Annotated in this window: 20 protein-coding genes; all 20 read right to left on the reverse strand. The window is 68.8% G+C overall.

What is annotated here, in order from left to right; genetic code table 11:
- Positions 1-5: 5 nt before the first annotated feature.
- Complete coding sequence (gene rplB, locus Q0568_RS09835) at positions 6-845, reverse strand: 50S ribosomal protein L2 (protein WP_298865857.1); 840 nt, start codon at positions 843-845, stop codon at positions 6-8.
- A gap of 20 nt (positions 846-865) precedes the next feature.
- Positions 866-1,186 carry a 50S ribosomal protein L23 gene (gene rplW / locus Q0568_RS09840; RefSeq protein WP_285637097.1) on the reverse strand — a complete coding sequence of 107 codons (321 nt, stop codon included), beginning with the start codon at positions 1,184-1,186 and terminating at the stop codon, positions 866-868.
- Positions 1,183-1,845, reverse strand: coding sequence for a 50S ribosomal protein L4 (gene rplD / locus Q0568_RS09845; RefSeq protein WP_298865864.1), 663 nt, complete (start codon positions 1,843-1,845; stop codon positions 1,183-1,185). The genes rplW and rplD overlap by 4 nt, the downstream gene beginning before the upstream one ends.
- A 2-nt stretch (positions 1,846-1,847) precedes the next feature.
- On the reverse strand, positions 1,848-2,507 hold the full coding sequence (gene rplC, locus Q0568_RS09850; protein WP_298865866.1) for a 50S ribosomal protein L3: 660 nt from the start codon (positions 2,505-2,507) through the stop codon (positions 1,848-1,850).
- A gap of 8 nt (positions 2,508-2,515) precedes the next feature.
- On the reverse strand, positions 2,516-2,824 hold the full coding sequence (gene rpsJ, locus Q0568_RS09855) for a 30S ribosomal protein S10 (protein ID WP_193596815.1): 309 nt from the start codon (positions 2,822-2,824) through the stop codon (positions 2,516-2,518).
- Positions 2,825-3,502: 678 nt separating this feature from the next.
- Positions 3,503-3,715 carry a hypothetical protein gene (locus tag Q0568_RS09860; protein ID WP_298865869.1) on the reverse strand — a complete coding sequence of 71 codons (213 nt, stop codon included), beginning with the start codon at positions 3,713-3,715 and terminating at the stop codon, positions 3,503-3,505.
- A gap of 150 nt (positions 3,716-3,865) precedes the next feature.
- Positions 3,866-5,059: an elongation factor Tu gene (gene tuf, locus Q0568_RS09865; protein ID WP_298865871.1), complete on the reverse strand. Its 1,194-nt coding sequence runs from the start codon at positions 5,057-5,059 to the stop codon at positions 3,866-3,868.
- Between the two features lie 155 nt (positions 5,060-5,214).
- A complete protein-coding gene (fusA, locus tag Q0568_RS09870; RefSeq protein WP_298865872.1) occupies positions 5,215-7,329 on the reverse strand; it encodes an elongation factor G in 2,115 nt (704 codons plus the stop codon).
- Between the two features lie 77 nt (positions 7,330-7,406).
- The gene (gene rpsG / locus Q0568_RS09875) at positions 7,407-7,877 is read right to left on the reverse strand and encodes a 30S ribosomal protein S7 (RefSeq protein ID WP_017201608.1); all 471 of its coding nucleotides are present in this window, start codon (positions 7,875-7,877) and stop codon (positions 7,407-7,409) included.
- Positions 7,878-7,882: 5 nt separating this feature from the next.
- Positions 7,883-8,251: a 30S ribosomal protein S12 gene (rpsL, locus tag Q0568_RS09880; RefSeq protein WP_067194597.1), complete on the reverse strand. Its 369-nt coding sequence runs from the start codon at positions 8,249-8,251 to the stop codon at positions 7,883-7,885.
- Between the two features lie 213 nt (positions 8,252-8,464).
- Positions 8,465-12,409, reverse strand: coding sequence for a hypothetical protein (locus Q0568_RS09885; protein WP_298865875.1), 3,945 nt, complete (start codon positions 12,407-12,409; stop codon positions 8,465-8,467).
- Positions 12,406-12,621: a helix-turn-helix transcriptional regulator gene (locus Q0568_RS09890; protein WP_298865877.1), complete on the reverse strand. Its 216-nt coding sequence runs from the start codon at positions 12,619-12,621 to the stop codon at positions 12,406-12,408. Before Q0568_RS09890 ends, Q0568_RS09885 begins: the two co-directional genes overlap by 4 nt.
- A gap of 1 nt (position 12,622) precedes the next feature.
- Positions 12,623-13,099 (reverse strand): DUF2975 domain-containing protein, encoded by a 477-nt coding sequence (locus Q0568_RS09895; RefSeq protein ID WP_298865879.1) that lies wholly within the window; start codon positions 13,097-13,099, stop codon positions 12,623-12,625.
- Between the two features lie 90 nt (positions 13,100-13,189).
- On the reverse strand, positions 13,190-13,837 hold the full coding sequence (locus Q0568_RS09900; RefSeq protein ID WP_298865881.1) for a spermidine/putrescine ABC transporter substrate-binding protein: 648 nt from the start codon (positions 13,835-13,837) through the stop codon (positions 13,190-13,192).
- 49 nt (positions 13,838-13,886) lie between these two features.
- On the reverse strand, positions 13,887-14,381 hold the full coding sequence (locus tag Q0568_RS09905; RefSeq protein ID WP_298865883.1) for a hypothetical protein: 495 nt from the start codon (positions 14,379-14,381) through the stop codon (positions 13,887-13,889).
- Between the two features lie 39 nt (positions 14,382-14,420).
- Positions 14,421-15,452 carry an ABC transporter gene (locus tag Q0568_RS09910; RefSeq protein WP_298865886.1) on the reverse strand — a complete coding sequence of 344 codons (1,032 nt, stop codon included), beginning with the start codon at positions 15,450-15,452 and terminating at the stop codon, positions 14,421-14,423.
- A gap of 102 nt (positions 15,453-15,554) precedes the next feature.
- Entirely contained in the window at positions 15,555-15,707 is a 153-nt protein-coding gene (locus Q0568_RS09915) for a hypothetical protein (RefSeq protein WP_298865888.1), read from the reverse strand.
- A gap of 257 nt (positions 15,708-15,964) precedes the next feature.
- The gene (locus Q0568_RS09920) at positions 15,965-16,555 is read right to left on the reverse strand and encodes a hypothetical protein (protein ID WP_298865891.1); all 591 of its coding nucleotides are present in this window, start codon (positions 16,553-16,555) and stop codon (positions 15,965-15,967) included.
- Positions 16,556-16,557: 2 nt separating this feature from the next.
- On the reverse strand, positions 16,558-16,884 hold the full coding sequence (locus Q0568_RS09925) for a PadR family transcriptional regulator (RefSeq protein WP_298865893.1): 327 nt from the start codon (positions 16,882-16,884) through the stop codon (positions 16,558-16,560).
- Positions 16,885-17,105: 221 nt separating this feature from the next.
- Positions 17,106-18,995 (reverse strand): glycoside hydrolase family 13 protein, encoded by a 1,890-nt coding sequence (locus Q0568_RS09930; RefSeq protein WP_298865896.1) that lies wholly within the window; start codon positions 18,993-18,995, stop codon positions 17,106-17,108.
- Positions 18,996-19,007 lie beyond the last annotated feature (12 nt).

Below are 19,007 nucleotides of genomic sequence, written 5' to 3' on the forward strand. Positions count from 1 at the left end.
TACTCCTACTTGCGCTTCTTGCCGGCGTTGCGGCGACGCACGATGTACTTGTCGGATTCCTTGTTGGCGTGACGGGTGCGACCCTCAGCCTGGCCCCACGGGGAGACGGGGTGACGACCACCGGACGTCTTGCCCTCACCACCACCGTGCGGGTGATCGACCGGGTTCATCGCGACACCGCGGACGGTCGGGCGGACGCCCTTCCAGCGCTTGCGGCCGGCCTTGCCCCAGTTGATGTTCGACTGCTCGGCGTTGCCGACCTCGCCGATGGTCGCGCGGCAGCGCGCATCGACGTTGCGGATCTCGCCGGAGGGCAGACGCAGCTGAGCGTAGGGACCGTCCTTGGCGACCAGGCGCACGGAGGCGCCGGCCGAACGGGCCAGCTTCGCACCGCCGCCGGGACGCAGCTCGATCGCGTGGATCACGGTACCGGTGGGGATGTTCTTCAGCGGCAGGTTGTTGCCCGGCTTGATGTCGGCGCTCGCGCCCGACTCCACGACGTCGCCCTGCTTCAGCTTGTTCGGAGCGAGGATGTAGCGCTTCTCGCCGTCGAAGTAGTGCAGCAGCGCGATGCGCGCGGTGCGGTTGGGGTCGTACTCGATGTGAGCGACCTTGGCGTCGATGCCGTCCTTGTCATTGCGACGGAAGTCGATGACACGGTACTGGCGCTTGTGACCACCACCGATGTGACGGGTCGTGATGCGGCCCTGGTTGTTGCGACCACCGGTCTTGGCGAGCGGACGCAGCAGCGACTTCTCCGGCGTCGATCGGGTGATCTCAGCGAAGTCGGCCACCGACGAGCCGCGGCGACCCGGGGTCGTGGGCTTGTACTTGCGAATAGCCATTATTAGTCCTTATCCCCCGGTCAGCCGACTGCCGTGAAGATGTCGATGGAGCCCGACTTCAGCGCGACGATGGCGCGCTTGGTGTCCTTGCGCTTGCCGGTGCCGAAGCGGGTGCGACGGGCCTTGCCGACGCGGTTGATCGTGTTGACCGAAGCCACCTTGACGCCGAAGATCTTCTCGATGGCGAGCTTGATCTCGGTCTTCGAGGCGCGCGGGTCCACCAGGAAGGTGTACTTGCCCTCGTCGATGAGACCGTAGCTCTTCTCGGAGACGACCGGGCCCAGGATGATGTCGCGCGGGTCCTTGTTCAGGGCCGTGGCGAGGATGTTCTGCTCAGTCATGCCGAGACCTCCTCGGTTGCGCCGGTCTTCGAGGCGATGAAGCCCTCGAGGGCGGCCTTGGTGAAGACGATGTCGTCGGAGACGACCACGTCGTAGGCGTTCAGCTGGTCGAAGCTGAGCACGTGCACGTTCGGCAGGTTCCGAACGCTCTTGAAGGTCAGCTCATCGCTGCGCTCGATGACGACGAGCACGTTCTTCGGACCGGCGACGGCGGCGAGCAGGCTCGCAGCGGTCTTGGTCGAAGGGGTGCTGTCGGCGACGAACGCCTCGACTGCGTGCAGGCGCTCACCGCGGAAGCGGTCGCTCAGTACACCCAGCAGGGCGGCGGCGATCATCTTCTTGGGGGTGCGCTGCGAGTAGTCGCGCGGCTTCGGGCCGTGGACGATGCCACCGCCGGTCATGTGCGGCGCGCGGATGGAGCCCTGACGGGCGTTACCCGTGCCCTTCTGCTTGAAGGGCTTGCGGCCGGCACCGGAGACCTCACCACGACGCTTGGTCGAGTGGGTGCCCTGTCGTGCGGCAGCGAGCTGCGCGATGACGACCTGGTGGATCAGCGGGATGTTGGTCTTGACGTCGAAGATCGCGGCGGGCAGCTCGATGGAGCCTGCCTTCTTGCCGTCGACCGCGAGGACGTCGAGCGCGAGAGTCGAGTCAGCCATGCTCAGGCACCCTTCACTGCGTTGCGGACGAAGACGATGCGACCGCGGGCACCGGGGACGGCGCCCTTGACGAGCAGCAGACCCTTCTCGGCGTCGACGGCGTGCACCGTGAGGTTGAGGACGGTCACGCGCTCGCCGCCCATACGGCCGGCCATGCGCATGCCCTTGAAGACGCGGCTCGGGGTCGACGATGCGCCGATCGAACCGGGCTTGCGGTGGTTGCGGTGTGCACCGTGGGACGCCGAGACGCCCTTGAAGTTGTGGCGCTTCATCACACCCGCGGTGCCCTTGCCCTTGCTGGTACCGACGACGTCGACCAGCTGGCCGGCCTCGAAGGTGCCGTCGACCGTGAGCTCCTGGCCCAGCGCGTAGTCAGCGGCATCCGCGGTGCGGATCTCGGTGACGTGGCGACGCGGCGTGACGCCGGCGGCCTCGAAGTGAGCGGTCAGGGGCTTGGTGACCTTGCGGGGGTCGATCTGGCCGTAGGCGATCTGGACGGCGTTGTAGCCGTCCTTCTCGGGGGTCCGGATCTGGGTGACCACGTTGGGGGCCAGCTCGATGACGGTGACGGGAACGAGCTTGCCGTTCTCGTTCCACACCTGGGTCATGCCGAGCTTGGTGCCGAGCATGCCCTTGGAGATCTTTGCGTTGGTGTCAGTCATGTCGAGCCTCAGAGCTTGATCTCGATGTTGACATCGGCAGGCAGGTCGAGACGCATCAGCGAGTCGACGGCCTTGGGCGTCGGGTCGACGATGTCGATCAGACGCTTGTGGGTGCGCATCTCGAAGTGCTCGCGGCTGTCCTTGTACTTGTGGGGCGAACGGATCACGGCGATCACGTTCTTCTCCGTCGGAAGCGGCACCGGGCCGACGACAGTCGCGCCCGCACGGGTCACGGTGTCGACGATCTTGCGCGCCGACGTGTCGATGACCTCGTGGTCATACGACTTCAGGCGAATGCGGATCTTCTGTCCCGCCATTGTCTGCTCTCTCTCTTCAGGCGTCTTACCGTCCGGGGCCGGGTGACCCTGGGGCATTGGACGCACGTCGGCGCAGTTGCGCCTCGGCGCTTGCGCACCACTGTTCTCTTGTCACACCGAAGGCGCCGGCACGGTGTGCCCGCGTCATCGAGTGGGAGTGTTCTGCTGCCCGCGGCCTAGAACCCTGCGCTCCCGCGCCGTCTATGCACTGTCGTAGCAGTGATCCCGCGCATCCGTAAGGGCACAGGAATGTGGAACCTGTCTATTCTGCCATGCCGGATTCGACTACTGCAAACCCGGGCGTGTCGCGGGTCGTTCAGGCCGTGCGAAGCGACGCTGGGCGGGGCATCCCCATGCCCCGCCCAGCGTCTTGGGAGGCCCGGCGGGAGGGGATCCGCCGAGCAGGAGGCGCCGGCGAGAAGGGATGCCGGCCGCCTCGAACAGGGACGCGACGAAGCCGTCGCGCGGACATGGCGGCGCATCGGTACTGGACCCGCGTGATGCGCATGGTCTTCCCCATGATGAATCCCCCAGCCATTCGAGCACTGTGCCCCCACAGTGCTCCTGCCGCACAGAACCCCAGGCGGCGCCCTCAGTATATGGGACGAACCTGATCGAGGGAACAGGAAGGGGCGATGCGCCGAAGCGCACCGCCCCTTCCGGACGTGATGAGTGGTCTCACTCGTTCCCGACAGCCTTGTCGACGTTGTCACGGACGGAGTCGATCTGCTCCGCAGCGCCCGGCGCGACCTTCTTGGCCAGGTCGGCGGCGCCGTCGAGCAGCTTGTCGCTGACGCCCTCGGCCTGCTCGCTGTGGAGAGCCTGATCGACCTTGTCCTTGTTCTGCTCGAACAGGTCCTTGCCCTTATTCACCAGATCTTCGATGCCCATGGGTTTCCTCCCCCTGTCGTTTCACGCAGCACTCTGCGTCACCTCCTTTCTACGCAATTCGAGACCGATGCGACAGAGGGAATCGCGCGCTGGGACGACGAAGAGGGGCCGGGCCCGAAGGCCCGACCCCTCTCTTGAGGATCAGTCAGATCACTTGTTGATCTTGGTGACCGTTCCGGCGCCGACGGTGCGGCCACCCTCGCGGATGGCGAAGCCGAGGCCCTCCTCCATGGCGATCGGCTGGATCAGCTCGACGGCCATGTCGGTGGTGTCGCCGGGCATGACCATCTCGGTGCCCTCGGGCAGCGTGATGACGCCGGTGACGTCGGTGGTGCGGAAGTAGAACTGCGGACGGTAGTTCGTGTAGAACGGGTTGTGACGGCCGCCCTCGTCCTTCGAGAGGATGTAGGCGGTGCCCTCGAAGTTGGTGTGCGGGGTGATCGAACCCGGCTTCACGACGACCTGGCCGCGCTCGACGTCCTCGCGCTTGGTGCCGCGGAGCAGCAGACCGCAGTTCTCGCCGGCCCATGCCTCGTCGAGCTGCTTGTGGAACATCTCGATACCGGTGACCGTGGTCTTCTGCGTCGGGCGGATCCCGACGATCTCGACCTCGGAGTTGATGGCCAGCGTGCCGCGCTCGGCGCGGCCCGTGACGACGGTGCCACGACCGGTGATCGTGAAGACGTCCTCGATGGGCATCAGGAAGGGCTTGTCGCGGTCGCGCTCCGGGTCGGGAACGCTGTTGTCGACGGCCTCCATGAGCTCGAGGATCGAGTTGACCCACTTCTCCTCGCCGTTCAGGGCGCCGAGAGCCGACACCTTGATGACGGGAGCGTCGTCGCCGGGGAAGCCCTGCGACGAGAGCAGCTCGCGGACCTCGAGCTCGACGAGCTCCAGGATCTCCTCGTCGTCGACCATGTCGCTCTTGTTCAGGGCGACGAGCAGGTACGGCACGCCGACCTGCTTGGCCAGCAGCACGTGCTCGCGGGTCTGAGCCATCGGGCCGTCGGTGGCGGCGACCACGAGGATCGCGCCGTCCATCTGAGCGGCACCGGTGATCATGTTCTTGACGTAGTCGGCGTGTCCGGGGGCGTCGACGTGCGCGTAGTGGCGCTTCGGGGTCTCGTACTCGATGTGCGAGATGTTGATGGTGATGCCGCGCTGACGCTCCTCAGGAGCGGAGTCGATCGACGAGAAGTCGCGGACGACGTTGACGTCGGACGGGTACTTGTCGGCGAGCACCTTCGAGATCGCGGCAGACAGCGTGGTCTTGCCGTGGTCGACGTGACCGATCGTTCCGATGTTGACGTGCGGCTTGGTCCGCTCGAACTTGGCCTTGGCCACTTGGTCCTCCTCAGGACGTTCGCGTAGAGATAGACGGGCACTGGATTGTGACCGGCTCCCTACTGATTTCGGTTTCTCAGTTTAGTGGAGAGTGAATGTGAAGTTGTGGGGTATCCGGGATGCACCGCCTGAGCGGCGCATCCCGGATGAAGGACTTACTCGCCCTTGGTCTTCTGGATGATCTCGTCGGCGACGGCACGCGGAACCTCAGCGTAGCTGTCGAACTCCATCGAGTACACCGCACGGCCCGAGGTCTTCGAGCGCAGGTCGCCGATGTAGCCGAACATCTCGGACAGCGGCACGTGCGCACGGACGACCTTGACGCCCTGAGCATCCTCCATGGACTGGATCTGACCACGACGGGAGTTCAGGTCGCCGATCACGTCGCCCATGTACTCCTCGGGCGTGCGGACCTCGACGGCCATCAGCGGCTCGAGCAGCACCGGGTTGGCGCGCTTGATGGCCTCCTTGAAGCCCATCGAGCCGGCGATCTTGAACGCCATCTCCGAGGAGTCGACGTCGTGCGACGCGCCGTCGAGCAGGATGGCCTTCACACCCACGATCGGGTAGCCGGCCAGGGCGCCGGCGGACATGGCGTCCTGGAAGCCCTGGTTGGTCGGCTCGATGTACTCGCGCGGGATGCGGCCACCGGTGACCTTGTTCTCGAACTCGTACGTCTTGTCGCCCGTGACTTCGAGAGGCTCGATCGTGAACTGGATCTTGGCGAACTGGCCCGATCCACCGGTCTGCTTCTTGTGCGTGTAGTCGTGCTTCTCGACGGCCTTGCGGATCGTCTCGCGGTACGCCACCTGCGGCTTGCCGACGTTGGCCTCGACCTTGAACTCGCGCTTCATGCGGTCCACGAGGATGTCCAGGTGCAGCTCGCCCATGCCCTTGATGGTCGTCTGACCGGTCTCGGGGTTCAACTCGGTGCGGAAGGTCGGGTCCTCCTCGGCCAGCTTCTGGATCGCGGTGCCCAGCTTCTCCTGGTCGGCCTTGGTCTTCGGCTCGATGGCGACCTCGATGACCGGCTCCGGGAACGTCATCGACTCGAGGACGACCGGGTGCGCCGGGTCGGCGAGGGTGTCACCGGTGGTGGTGTCCTTCAGGCCGATGACGGCGTAGATGTTGCCGGCGGTCAGCGCGTCGACCGGGTTCTCCTTGTTGGCGTGCATCTGGAAGATCTTTCCGATGCGCTCCTTCTTGCCCTTGGTCGAGTTGATGACCGCGGAGCCGGAGTCCAGGTGACCGGAGTACACGCGCACGTAGGTCAGACGACCGAAGAACGGGTGCACGGCGACCTTGAAGGCCAGCGCGGAGAACGGGTCGTTGGCGTCGGGGTGACGCTCGATGACGATCTCCTCGTCCTTCGGGTCGTGCGCCTCGATGGCGCCCACGTCCAGAGGGTTCGGCAGGTAGTCGACGACAGCGTCCAGCATCGGCTGCACACCGCGGTTCTTGAACGCCGAGCCGCACAGCACGGGGTAGATCTCGTTGGCGACGACCAGCTTGCGGATGGCGCCCTTGATCTCGGGGATCGTGAGCTCCTCGCCGCCGAAGAACTTCTCCAGCAGCGCGTCGTCGGTCTCGGCGACCGTTTCCAGCAGCTGCTGGCGGTACTCCTCGGCCTTCGCCTGGAGGTCGGCGGGGATCTCCTGCACGTCGTAGTGGGCGCCCATGGTCACATCGCCCTTGGCGTCGCCCTCCCACACCAGCGCGCGCATCTCGATCAGGTCGACGACGCCGATGAAGTCGCTCTCGGCGCCGATCGGGAGCTGCAGCACGAGAGGCTTGGCGCCCAGGCGCTTCACGATGGTGTCGACGGTGTAGTAGAAGTCCGCGCCGAGCTTGTCCATCTTGTTGACGAAGCAGATGCGGGGCACGTTGTACTTGTCAGCCTGACGCCACACGGTCTCGGACTGGGGCTCGACGCCCTCCTTGCCGTCGAAGACGGCGACGGCACCGTCGAGCACGCGGAGCGAGCGCTCCACCTCGACCGTGAAGTCCACGTGTCCGGGCGTGTCGATGATGTTGATCTGGTTCTTGTTCCAGAAGCAGGTCACGGCCGCGGACGTGATGGTGATGCCGCGCTCCTTCTCCTGCTCCATCCAGTCGGTCGTCGAAGCGCCGTCGTGGGTCTCGCCGAGCTTGTGGTTGACACCCGTGTAGAACAGGATGCGCTCGGTGGTGGTGGTCTTGCCGGCATCGATGTGCGCCATGATGCCGATGTTGCGGACCTTGCTCAGGTCTGTGAGCACTTCTTGTGCCACGGGGGTTCCTCCGGGATGGTTCAGGAACGAACAGAGAGTGGGAGCGGATGCCGCGGTGGCGGCATCCGCTCAGCCCATTACCAGCGGTAGTGGGCGAAGGCGCGGTTGGACTCGGCCATCTTGTGGGTGTCCTCGCGGCGCTTGACCGCGGCACCCAGGCCGTTCGACGCGTCGAGGATCTCGTTCTGCAGACGCTCGGTCATCGTCTTCTCACGACGACCCTTCGCGTAGCTGACGAGCCAGCGCAGCGCGAGCGTGTTCGCGCGGTGCGGCTTGACCTCGACGGGCACCTGGTAGGTCGAGCCGCCGACGCGGCGGCTGCGGACCTCGAGGGTGGGGCGCACGTTGTCGAGCGCCTTCTTCAGAGTGGCGACGGCGTCCTGGCCGTTCTTCGCCTCGACGCCGCGGAGGGCGCCGTAGACGATCGACTCGGCCAGCGACTTCTTGCCGTCGACGAGGATCTTGTTCACCAGCGAGGTGACGATCGGAGCACCGTAGACCGGGTCGTTGACGACCGGGCGCTTGGGAGCGGGTCCCTTACGAGGCATCTATCTCAACCCTTCTTCGCGCCGTAGCGGGAACGAGCCTGCTTACGGTTCTTGACGGCCTGGGTGTCCAGGGCGCCACGGACGATCTTGTAGCGGACACCGGGGAGGTCCTTGACACGACCACCGCGCACGAGCACCAGCGAGTGCTCCTGCAGGTTGTGTCCCTCACCGGGGATGTAGGCCGTGACCTCGGTGCCGTTGCGGAGCTTCACACGAGCGACCTTGCGCATCGCCGAGTTCGGCTTCTTCGGGGTGGTGGTGTACACGCGGGTGCACACGCCGGCCTGCTGCGGGTTCGCCTTCAGGGCGGGCGCCTTGGTCTTCGAGACCTTGGGCGTGCGTCCCTTGCGAACCAACTGCTGAATAGTTGGCACGTTCTCTCCTCATAGTGCTGCACGGTGACAGCGTGATGGGTTTCACATCATGACCCACCAGCAGGACGGAACCGCCCTGCTTTTGGTGTGATGGGTATGCCGTGGGGGCGAACCGACGGTGTCAGCGCCCGATGCGCGCGCACGCAATGGTGCACACACCCGACCAAGTGTAATCCTGCGTAACCCGGACGGTCAAATGCCGACCCACGCCGCTCAGCGCAGATCCCGCATGCGGGCGGCGACGCCCCGGCCGGCCCCTTCGCGCCGCTCACCCGCCACGGCGATGATCAGCAGCACGGCGCCGACCGTCGCCAGGGTGATCCACCACGGCATGGAGTCGATGCCCCGGCCGATCTGGACGGCGAACACGAACACGTTCTCCACCGGCAGCACGACCAGTCCGATCACGAACGGCGCGGCCAGCCGCCGGGCGGCGCCCAGCAGGATGGCGGCGAGCGCGAGGCCCATGACCAGCACGGCCCGCCAGGTGAGCGGATCCGTGAAGGTGGAGACGATGGATGCCGACAGCAGCACGACCAGTCCCGGCGCCAGCCGCCACCAGGAGCTCTGCGTCCCCTGCGGCCAGTCATCCAGCCGGAGGGCTCGCCGCCCGGCATCCGCGCCATCCCGCATCCCGACGGCTCCCGCGACGAGCAGGAGGGCGCCCAGCGGCAGTGAGAACATCTCGACGCGCAGCTCGCGCGGGCTCCACGCGACGACAGCCGTGACGAAGGCGATGCCGAACAGCACCCAGGCGGGTGGGATCAGCACGTCGCGCGAGCGGCGCGCTGCGACGACCACGGCGGCGAGCCAGAGCAGCATGAGCGCCCACATGCCCCAGATCACGAACCAGTCCTCGGCGATCGCGGGCCAGGTGCCGACGGCGAACGCCAGTGCAGCCGGCACGGGCAGCCAGCGCGCGGGGATGCCGTGCGTCTCGCGCGGAGATGTGCGCTCCGCGCGGGCATCCTGCCCGATTCCGTCCGTGTGGAGCGCATTCTGCCGCGGCAGGCGCACAGCGGATGCTGCGGAGCGCAGCATCCGTGCCGCCAGGAGCAGTACGAGAGCGGACACGGCACTCAGCCCCGCGCAGAGCAGGAAGACGCCGGCATCCCCGCCCCGCACGGGCGAGGCGTCGAGCCCGCTCCCCCATCGCACGGCCTGGACGGTGCCGCCCAGGGCTGCGACGGATGCTGCCAGCACGGCCGGCGTGCGCAGCGGCCGCAGGCGGCGCAGAGCTGGGCGCTCGGTGCGGGTCACCAGGGCGGCGACTCCCAGCAGCGCCCAGCCGGCGGCCAGCAGCGCGTGGGCGCGCCAGGGCACGGCATCCGTCCCCTCGGCCGTGATCAGCAGCGCCAGCACCGGCACGATCGCGCCGGCCAGTCCCGCTGCGAGCAGCGGCACGGCTCTCGCGCCGCGAAGCATGAGCAGCACGGCCACCAGCGCCGCGCCGAGAGACGGGGGCAGCAGGTACGCCTCGGGGAGATCGACCCCGTTCAGCGCCCACAGCGACCACAGCGCGCCGGTGAATGCCGCAGCGGACACCCACCAGCCGTAGCGACGATCGGCCAGCATCGACGTCAGCGCGGCGCCGGTGCCGAGCAGGATCAGCACCAGGCACGCCGCGCCGAACCCCGCCGCCTCGCGCATCACGGCCAGGATCACGGCGATGGCGCCGGTCAGCAGCGCGGAGGCCTCGATCGCGGCACGCGCGGCATCCGCCGTGGTGGCGCCCCTGCCCCGGGCGACCAGCGCATCGCGGATCATCCGCCCCGAAGGCAGCACCAGAGCGACCACGGCGGCGATGATCGGAAGCACCACCGGGGAACCGCTGCGCACCAGCAGCTGGGCGCCCAGGCACAGGATCGTCACCGACAGGGCGGGCACCAGCAGTGCTGCGGCCAGGGTGCGGATGACGACGGTCAGGCCGGCGCGCCGGGTGAGCATCAGCACCAGCGCGAGCACGAACATCATCCCGGTGGACAGCGCGGTCCAGCCGCTGCGCTCGAACGCGACCTGCACGACGCCGATCGCGAACGGCACCGTGGCGACGACCAGCACGGCCTGCCAATTGCGCGCGCCGAGGGGCAGGAACGTCGCGGCCACAGCCCCCAGCAGGCCTGCGGATGCCACCAGCGACAGCAGCGCGATGCCTCCGACGCCTGCGAGTGAGAGCGCGGTGCCGATCAGTGCCAGGGCGTAGCCGTATCCGGCGCCGGCATACAGGAACCGTGCGGCGACGGGTGTCGTGCGCGCCACGACCGCCAGCACGATCAGAGTGCCGACGCCGGCGTAAGGCACGACCGTTCGATCGTGCCAGGCCAGCACCACCGAGATCAGCAGCGCGAGATGCAGACCCAGCACCAGCAGGAACCGCGCGGACGACCAGCCGCTTCCGGCGGGCCGGGCGCTCGCGAGAGCAGCCGCGGCCGCGACGACCAGCAGCACGGCGATGCTCAGCGGCAGCGGGAGCACCCGCCCGGCACTCAGCGCGAGAACGGCGGCGGTGGCGTACAGCACGGCGACGACGAGGGCGGCGGGGCGCAGCGAGAGGATGTCCGACCTGCGCCTGGTGCACAGCGCGAACAGGGCGAAGCCCGCCGAGATCATCCCCAGACCGACGATCCCCGCCCACGTCAGCGAACCGAGCACGGATCCGCCGGTGGTCCGCCCCGCCTGCGCCCCGGCGAACCGCAGCAGGTCGCTGCCGATGATCGCCCCGGAGAGCACGGCAGGAGCGCTGGTGATCCCGGCGGCAAGACCCGCGCCGACCGACAGCGGCACCCGCATCGTGCGACGCGGCAGCGACACGAGGGCGCACAGGAGCAGCACCAGCACCGCTCCTGTCGGCACGATCGCCGCGAGCCAGTTCTCCCACCGGCTCCCGCCGGACAGCAGAGCGGATGCCGCGAGAGCGCCGGCCGCGACCGCCAGTCCGCCCGCGACGAAGGACCATGCCCACGCCATCGTGCGCGTCGTGGCGACGACGGCCTGCACCGCGAGCACCGCGAGGACCACCGCGATCGGCACGGCCCCGACGGGAACGAAGATGATGCGCCCTGCAGCCAGCACGGTGACGACCACCTGCAGCACGGTCAGGGCTGCGAGCTCCGGCATCAGCGGTAGACGGGTCTCGGTGGGCACCACGGGCAAGCCGGGCACGACGGGCACGGAACGCTCAGCGGGGAGGGCAGGCTCGGCGGGGAGGGCAGGCACGGCGGGGAGGGCAGGCTCGGTGGGCGCCGCCGGCCTGGTGGCCACGGTCGGCTCGGCGACGACGCCTGGCCCGGCATCCGCCCCTGCCGTGTCGCCCACGGCATTCCCGCGCATCGGGAAGCTCGGCGCGAACCGCGGCAGCAGCGCCATCAGTCCGGTCGCCGCGAAGCCCGAGGCCGCCAGCCAGAGCGCCCCGCCGAGATCGTCGGACGTGCCGAAGCCGAGCATGGCAGGCACGGCGGCCAGCGCCAGCAGCGAGGTCCACAGCCAGATCCGGATGCGGGCGCGCAGACCCGCTGCGAGCATCAGTCCACCCGCGACCAGCGCCGCCAGCGCGGCGGAGGTCCAGGTGGCGCCCTGTCCCGTGAATGAGCCCGCGACGGCCTGCACGTCGAGCCCGACGAACACCAGCCCCAGACCGCCGACGGCCTCGGCCGAGGACTGCAGCCGCCGCCTGGCCAACAGCCAGGCGCCCGCGAGGAACACCAGCGTCACGCCGCAGATGATCCAGCTGCGCACGGTCCGGTCGGCCAGCTCGGGATTGAAGAAGGTGAACACGATGGCCGCGACGGCGAACAGCGCGGCGCCCGCTGTCGCCAGCACCGACTGCAGGCTCGCACCCGCGGTCGGTGTGTCCGCGCGCAGGGCCGGCGGCGGCGCGACAGGCCTCGCCTGCACCGACGACGTCAGAGGCGGCAGGACGGCCCCGGCTGCCATCGGCACCGGAACCGCGCGGGGCACCCGGCCGCGGGCCGTCTCACGCGCCCGCAGGGCGTCGACGGCCGCGACCGAGGCGCTCCACAGCGCGCTCCCCTCCGCTCCGCGCAGATCCGCGCCGCAGCGCGCGCAGCATCCGTCGACCAGCGCCGACTGCTCGCACACCGGGCAGATCCTGCCGTCGGAGAGCCGCGCGATCGCGGCATCCGTCCACGCCGTGTTCATCTCTGCTCCTCCGGAACGTACCGCAGCACATCGCCGGGCTGGCAGTCCAGCACCCGGCAGATGGCGTCGAGCGTGGTGAAGCGGACGGCCTTGGCGCGCCCGTTCTTCAGCACCGCCACGTTGGCCGGAGTGATGCCGATGGCCTCCGAGAAGTCCTGCACGCTCATCTTGCGCCGGGCCAGCATCACGTCGATATCGATGACGATGGGCATCTCAGACCACCTCGGACAGATCCTGCTCGAGCTGCAGAGCCTTGCGCAGCAGTCCGCGCATCACACCCACCAGCAGCGCCAGCGACAGGCTCACCACCACTCCGAGCACGCCGAGGATCAGGATGCTGGGATTCACGGCGCCGGCGACCAGGAGCACGGTGAACGAGGCGATCAGCAGCACGGCGGAGGCCAGCATCATGGCGATGATGACGTCCACGTAGCGGAAGGCGTGCGTCGAGAAGATCCGATCGGCCCGCACCAGCGACAGAAGCACGAACACGCACACCAGCACGACCTCGATGAGCACGAGGAACAGCACTCCGCCGATGACGCCCGGCACCTCGAGGTAGGCCAGTTCAGGGTTGCGCGCGGCGGTGTCGGCGGCGACCCCGGGGATCATGAACACCTGGGCGAACAGCAGCAGTGCGATCAGGACGGCGATCATCGCTCGCAGCAGGACTGTGGCGACGGGCTGCATGGCACTCCTATCGAAAGACAGCAACTATCTATCGAAAAACGATAGATGGTGGATGCTGTCGAGGGCAAGCGCGCACGGTCGATTCCCAGGTCAGGGGGTGTCGGGATCCCACGGCGAGTCCAGTGCCTCGCTGAGTTCGGCCAGCATGGCCTCGATCTGCGGCTCGACGTACTGCGAGATGGCGGCCTGCACCTGCAGCCGGTGCCGCAGCAGCAGACCGCAGATCTCGCGGCCCACCATGTTCGCGTACTCGTCGGCAAGCGCCACCTCCTGCCGAAGCGCGGCCTTCTCCTCCTCGCTCAGCGGAGGGAGCGGCGGCAGCTGGGCGGACGCCTCATCTGCGAGCCCGGCGACGGTGAACAGGAACGGCGCCCCCGGCACGGGATCGGGATCCAGCGGCATCCCCTCGTACTCCGGATCCAGCCCCTCGGCGGGACGGTAGGCGCGCGACCGGTTGCGGTCGGCCTGATGATCCAGCTCCCCCTGCAGCATGGGCAGATTGCGGGCGGTGTACTCGGCGACCGCGTGGTCGACGATGGCCTTGATGCGGGTCGACAGCCCGTGCTGCACGCCGTGCGGCACGTTGACGCCGATCCCGGCGGCCGAGAGGATCGGCGACCCCAGGCACCTGCGGCACGGGGCCACGCGACCGCGATGGGTGGCGGGCTCCCAGCGCGGCACCCATCGCAGCCAGGCCTCGACTGCCTGGCTCACCTGGGTTTCCAGTGACCGCTCCACGGTTACAGGGTAAGGCCCACGGCCTCTCGCGGCGCGGCATCCGGGCGTGTCATTCGGGGTCTTCGTGCTCCCACGGCCAGGTGGGCGGCTGTGCGCCGGTGCGGCGCAGCGCGATGGCGAACCACGAGCCCAGCAGCGCGGCTCCGAGCACGACCCCGCTGGAGCCCTGCGTGACCAGCTGGACGACAGCTGCGAAGGCCGCCTCGGTGCCCGCGCCGCTCAGCAGTGCGCCCAGCCAGACCGCCACGACGTGCGCGACGGCCGACACCAGTCCCACCGCGAACACCGGCATGTAGGAGGGATGCTCGTTCTTCAGCGTCGGCCACAGCATCCAGGCGAAGACGCCGATCGCGACGATCATGCCGACGATGCCCGGCCACCAGTCGAGCCCCGGTACGGCGAGGATGTCGAGGTCGGCGAAGAAGCTCAGCATCCCGAGCCCGAGGATCGTGAGCGCCGCGAACGTGACGAACGCGATGACCAGCGCCAGAGACGCCGAGACCCCCGCCGGCGGGATGCCGTGGGGGTCGTCGGTCGTGGTCATAAGCGCCACCCTACGCGCAGCGCGCCGGCCCGGGCGCGCTCAGCGAAGTGCTGAGGGACCGGCCTCGAGCGTGCGCTCGTACTCAGCCTGCGCCTCGGCGTTCAGCGCCTTCTTCTTGGCACCGCTGCGCGACACCCAGGCGCCGAACCAGATGGTCAGCTCACGGGCGAACACGAAGGCTGCGATGGCCAGCGGAGCCAGCAGCTGCTTGTTCACCAGCTCAGTCGACTCCGTGGGAGTGAGCTGCCAGAAACGCTCCTGGAACAGCTGACCGAGGATGTGGCCGCCCCAGGCGGCGAGGCCGACCAGGAGACCGAAGACGACCCACTTGCCCCAGCGGGCGCGGTTGACGAAGGCGCCCAGCAGCCAGAACGCGAGGAAGAAGACGGCGACGGGAACCCAGAACCCCGCCGTGCTCAGCGGAGCCAGCGCGGCCTCGCCGACGTTGTCGACGTCGACCTTTCCGGCCCAGGCTCCGAGTCCCAGGATCGCCCCCAGGTACAGGATCGCGAAGGCGATCGCGGCGACGAGTCCGATGGCGCCCGCGGTGCCGCGGTTGCCCAGGTCACGCGGCGGCTCCGGCGCCTGCACGAAGATCGGCTGCGGGGCTGCGGGCGGGGCCAGCGGCTCCGCCGGCACGACCTGCGTCTCGGCGGCGGAGGCCGCTGCGGCGGCTGCATCCGTGGTGTAGACCTCGTCGGCGACACCGGGAGCATCGCTCACGTGAACCTCGGCGACATCAGCCGTGTCGGCGCCCGAGGACAGGATGCGCGTGGTGGCCGCGGGCTCGGCATCCGCCTCGCGGGCGTTCGCGGACGGTGCCTCGAACGCGCCGAAGGTGCCGGGGTGGTCGCGCTCGGCGGCGGCGAACGCCTCCATGTCCGCGTCGACCGGCTTCGCGTCGGACTCGGCCGGCCCGGCATCCGAATCGGCGGGCGTCTCAGCATCCGCGTCGTCGGCCGGAACGTCGGCGCGGGCAGCGGCGGCAGCGTCCAGACCCTCGTTGGCGCTGCCGACGACGTCATCGATGTCGTTCGGCTGGTCGTTCTGGGGAACCTCGGGGTCGCTCATGGCCTCGCCTCTCGTGGATAGGTGCACAGCGAGGGTAACGCCCGGGTAGAACCAGAACCCGGAGGCGTGCCGATGTGTCGGGTCATCGCCGCCTGGCGGACGCTATCCGGTTCCCGGCAGCATCTGCTGGATGATGGCCAGCATCCCGGGCCCTGCCGGCAGTGAGAGCCACAGCAGCGCGCCGACGACCCCCGCGCAGAGCAGCCCGACGATCCAGCTGATCACCCGGTTGCGCCCTCCCACACGAGCCGCCATGGCCTCACCGTACGCCCGCGCCGGATCATCCCCGGGAGGCCGGATGCCGTGTCGCGGAGCGGTCCGGTTCGGGCGTCTGCAGATCGCCCGGCCTGCACCTTCGCGCGGCAGTTCTCGACCAGTGTCTCCGCGCGCGCGGCAGTTCTCGATCAACGCGGCGCATATTCGCGCAGCGCGGGACGAGAACTGCAGCGCGAACGCCCGGCGCCGTCGAGAAGTGCAGCGCTCGATGAGAAGAGCCGCGCCGCGCGGGGTGCTCAGGATGCCGTGCGCCCGCGCATCCGCCACAGCAGCCAGAGTCCGGATGCCGGGATGACCACGACAATGACGACGACGATGAAGGAGTGGACGGCGGACGTCGGCTGGAGCACGTTGTCGACCCAGATCCACGCGGGGATGGACCCCACCATCGCGAGGAGCAGCACTCCCAACGGTGCCAGGATCGCGACGGCCTTCTCCCAGGTGTGCCACAGAGAACTCTTCACCACGAGGCCCACGCCGACGAACCATCCCACGACCGGAAGCACGAACGCACCTAAGCTCAGCGCGAGTGCGGCAGCGATCGCGAATCCGCGACTGTGTGAGACGGGGACGGATGCCGGCGACGCAGCGGCGGCAGGAGCCGGAGCGGGTGCCGGTATGCGCCGTGCCGCATATTCGTCCGCGGCCATCGCCTCCCGCGCGATCACGGCGGGATCGCCCAGCTGCGCGATGCGCTCAGCCGCACCATTCGCGTCGAGGCTCTGCAGCTCTTCGGCGATGCCGGCCCGGATCTCGGCGGCCACGCCGTACGGCACGCTTCTCAGCGCGTCGTCCAGACGGGCGAGGTACTCGGAGGTGGCGGTCATGGTCATTCCTCTCCCACCAGGGTCGAGACGGTGCGGGCGAACGGTGCCCACTGGGTGCGAAACAGCGCGAGCTGCGCGATGCCGGCATCCGTCAGCCGGTAGTACCTGCGCACAGGACCCGCGTCGGAAGGTCGGTCGAAAGTCGACACCCAGCCGTTGTCGCGCAACCTGCCCAGCAGCGGATACAGCGTGCCGATGCTGGCGATGAGGCCGGACTCGATGAGCGCGTCGGACAGCTGCCAGCCGTACATCGGCTCGCGGGCGAGCAGGCCGAGCACGCAGTACTCGACCACCCCCTTGCGCATCTGCGCCCCCACGTCCACTGTCATGCATCACACGCTAGCGTGCGTCACAAGATACTTCAATGAGCGGATGCCGATCCTTCGCGCGGCAGTTCTCGACCAGTGTCTTCGTGCGCGCGGCAGTTCTCGATCAACGCGACGCATATTCGCGCAGCGCGGGACGAGAACTGCAGCGCGAACGCCCGGCGCCGTCGAGAAGTGCAGCGCGGGGCGCGACGAGACGAGGAACGTCGCGCAGCGAGGACGGGTCAGGCCGCAGGAACCCGGATGCCGGGGAGCAGCCAGACGGCGAACGAGGGGCCCTCGGCGGCGAGCGCGACGGCGCCGTCCGAGGCCACCGCCAGGGTCGCCGAGCCGTACAGCTCCTCGGCATCCGCGGCTCCAGTCAGAAGGCCCGGCTCGAGCTCGACATCCGCTCCGCCGCGCGTGGCCAGCACCAGCACGCTCTGCTCGGCGCTCTCGCGCACGAACACCACGGTGTCGTCGTCGACGTGCAGCCAGCGCAGGCCTCCGGTCGCGAGAACCTCATGCGAACGGCGCAGTCCGACCAACGAGCGGTACATCTCGAACACCGACTTCAGCTCCGGCTCCTCCTGCCGCGCCCACGGCATGGGCGTGCGGCTGGACTCGCCGTCGGCGCCGGTCAGCCCGAACTCATCGCCCGCGAAGATCACCGGCAGTCCGGGCAGCGTCATCGACAGCCCCACGGCCACGGGCAGCGTGCCCGGTGCGGCGTTGGTGGCGAAGCGGGCGGTGTCGTGGGTGTCCAGCGGCTGCATGTTGCCCAGCCGCACCCGCCACGGGATGCCGGCGGTGAAGCGCGTCACGGCATCCGCGAACTCCCGTGCGGTGTACCGCGGGATGCCGCCGATCGGCTGCGTGAAGAACCACGGCTCACTGACCTGCTCGCCGTCGTAGGCGAGGTATGGCGTGCCGGTGGGCTCGGAGAGCCAGCCCCACACCGGACGCGTGAACGCCGGGTAGGTCATGGCGCCGTCCCAGCCGTCGCCCTGCAGATCGGATGCGGCGTCGTTGGTGGACTCCCCCAGCACGATGGCGTCGGGGTTGATCGCGCGCACGGTCTCGCGCAGCTGCTGCCGCACCTCGGCGTTCAGGTCGACCGCGCCCAAGCGCCCTGTCATGTTGGCCACGTCGATGCGCCAGCCGTCGATGCCGTACGGCGGCTTCAGCCATTTCGCCACCACGGAGTCCTCGCCGGTGATGAAACGCTCGCGCAGCGCCTGGGACGACCAGTCGAACTTCGGCAGCGTTGGCGTGCCCAGCCACGACTCGTAGGTGGTGTTGCCGGCATCCGTGAAGTAATAGAAGCTCTCCGTCTCGGCCCCCGGATGACCGTGCGCCTGCCGGAACCACTCGTGGCGGTCGCCGGAGTGGTTGCTGGTCAGGTCGCCGATCACGCGGATGCCGCGGGCGTGCGCGGCCTGGATGAGCTCGATGTACGCGTCCTCGCCGCCCAGCAGCGGGTCGATCTCATCGAAGCTCGCCGCATCGTAGCGATGGTTGGATCCGGCGGGGAACACCGGCGTGAGATACAGCAGGTCCACGCCGAGCTCGACGAGGTGGTCGAGGTGCTCCCGCACGCCGGGCAGGTCGCCGCCGTAGAACTGCTGCGAGCGCCCCGGCACGACGGGATCGACCGGGTCGTCCCAGGATGCCGGGATCGCCCAGTCCGGGGTGGGATGCCGATCGGCATCCGCCGACCTGGCGAACCTGTCGGGGAACACCTGGTACAGCACGGAGTGGTGCAGCCACGCGGGCGGAGCGGGGTTGGCGACAAGGGCGAAGTCCTCGGCATCCAGCGTCTCGCCGGTGTGGATGCCGGTCTGGTTCAGCCACTCGACCCGACCATCCTCGTGCAGCAGCACGAAGCGGTAGCCGTGCCGCGGGTTGCGCACGTGGACGGGCGCCTGGAACCAGTCCCAGCCGTCCGCGGAGCCGAGCAGCACGGCATCCGTCCACTCCGGCTCGTGGTCGGGGTTCGAGCGGGTGCGCACGGCCCTCAGCGGGCCGTAGCCGGAGGGCACGCGCAGGCGCACCGCGACGGTGTCGCCGAGAGCGGGAGCGTCGTTCGAGACGTGCAGGGGCGAACCGTCGTGGTGCGGGCGCAGCATGGTCATGACTGCAATCCT

Source organism: uncultured Microbacterium sp., from assembly GCF_937927635.1.
Lineage (GTDB): Bacteria > Actinomycetota > Actinomycetes > Actinomycetales > Microbacteriaceae > Microbacterium.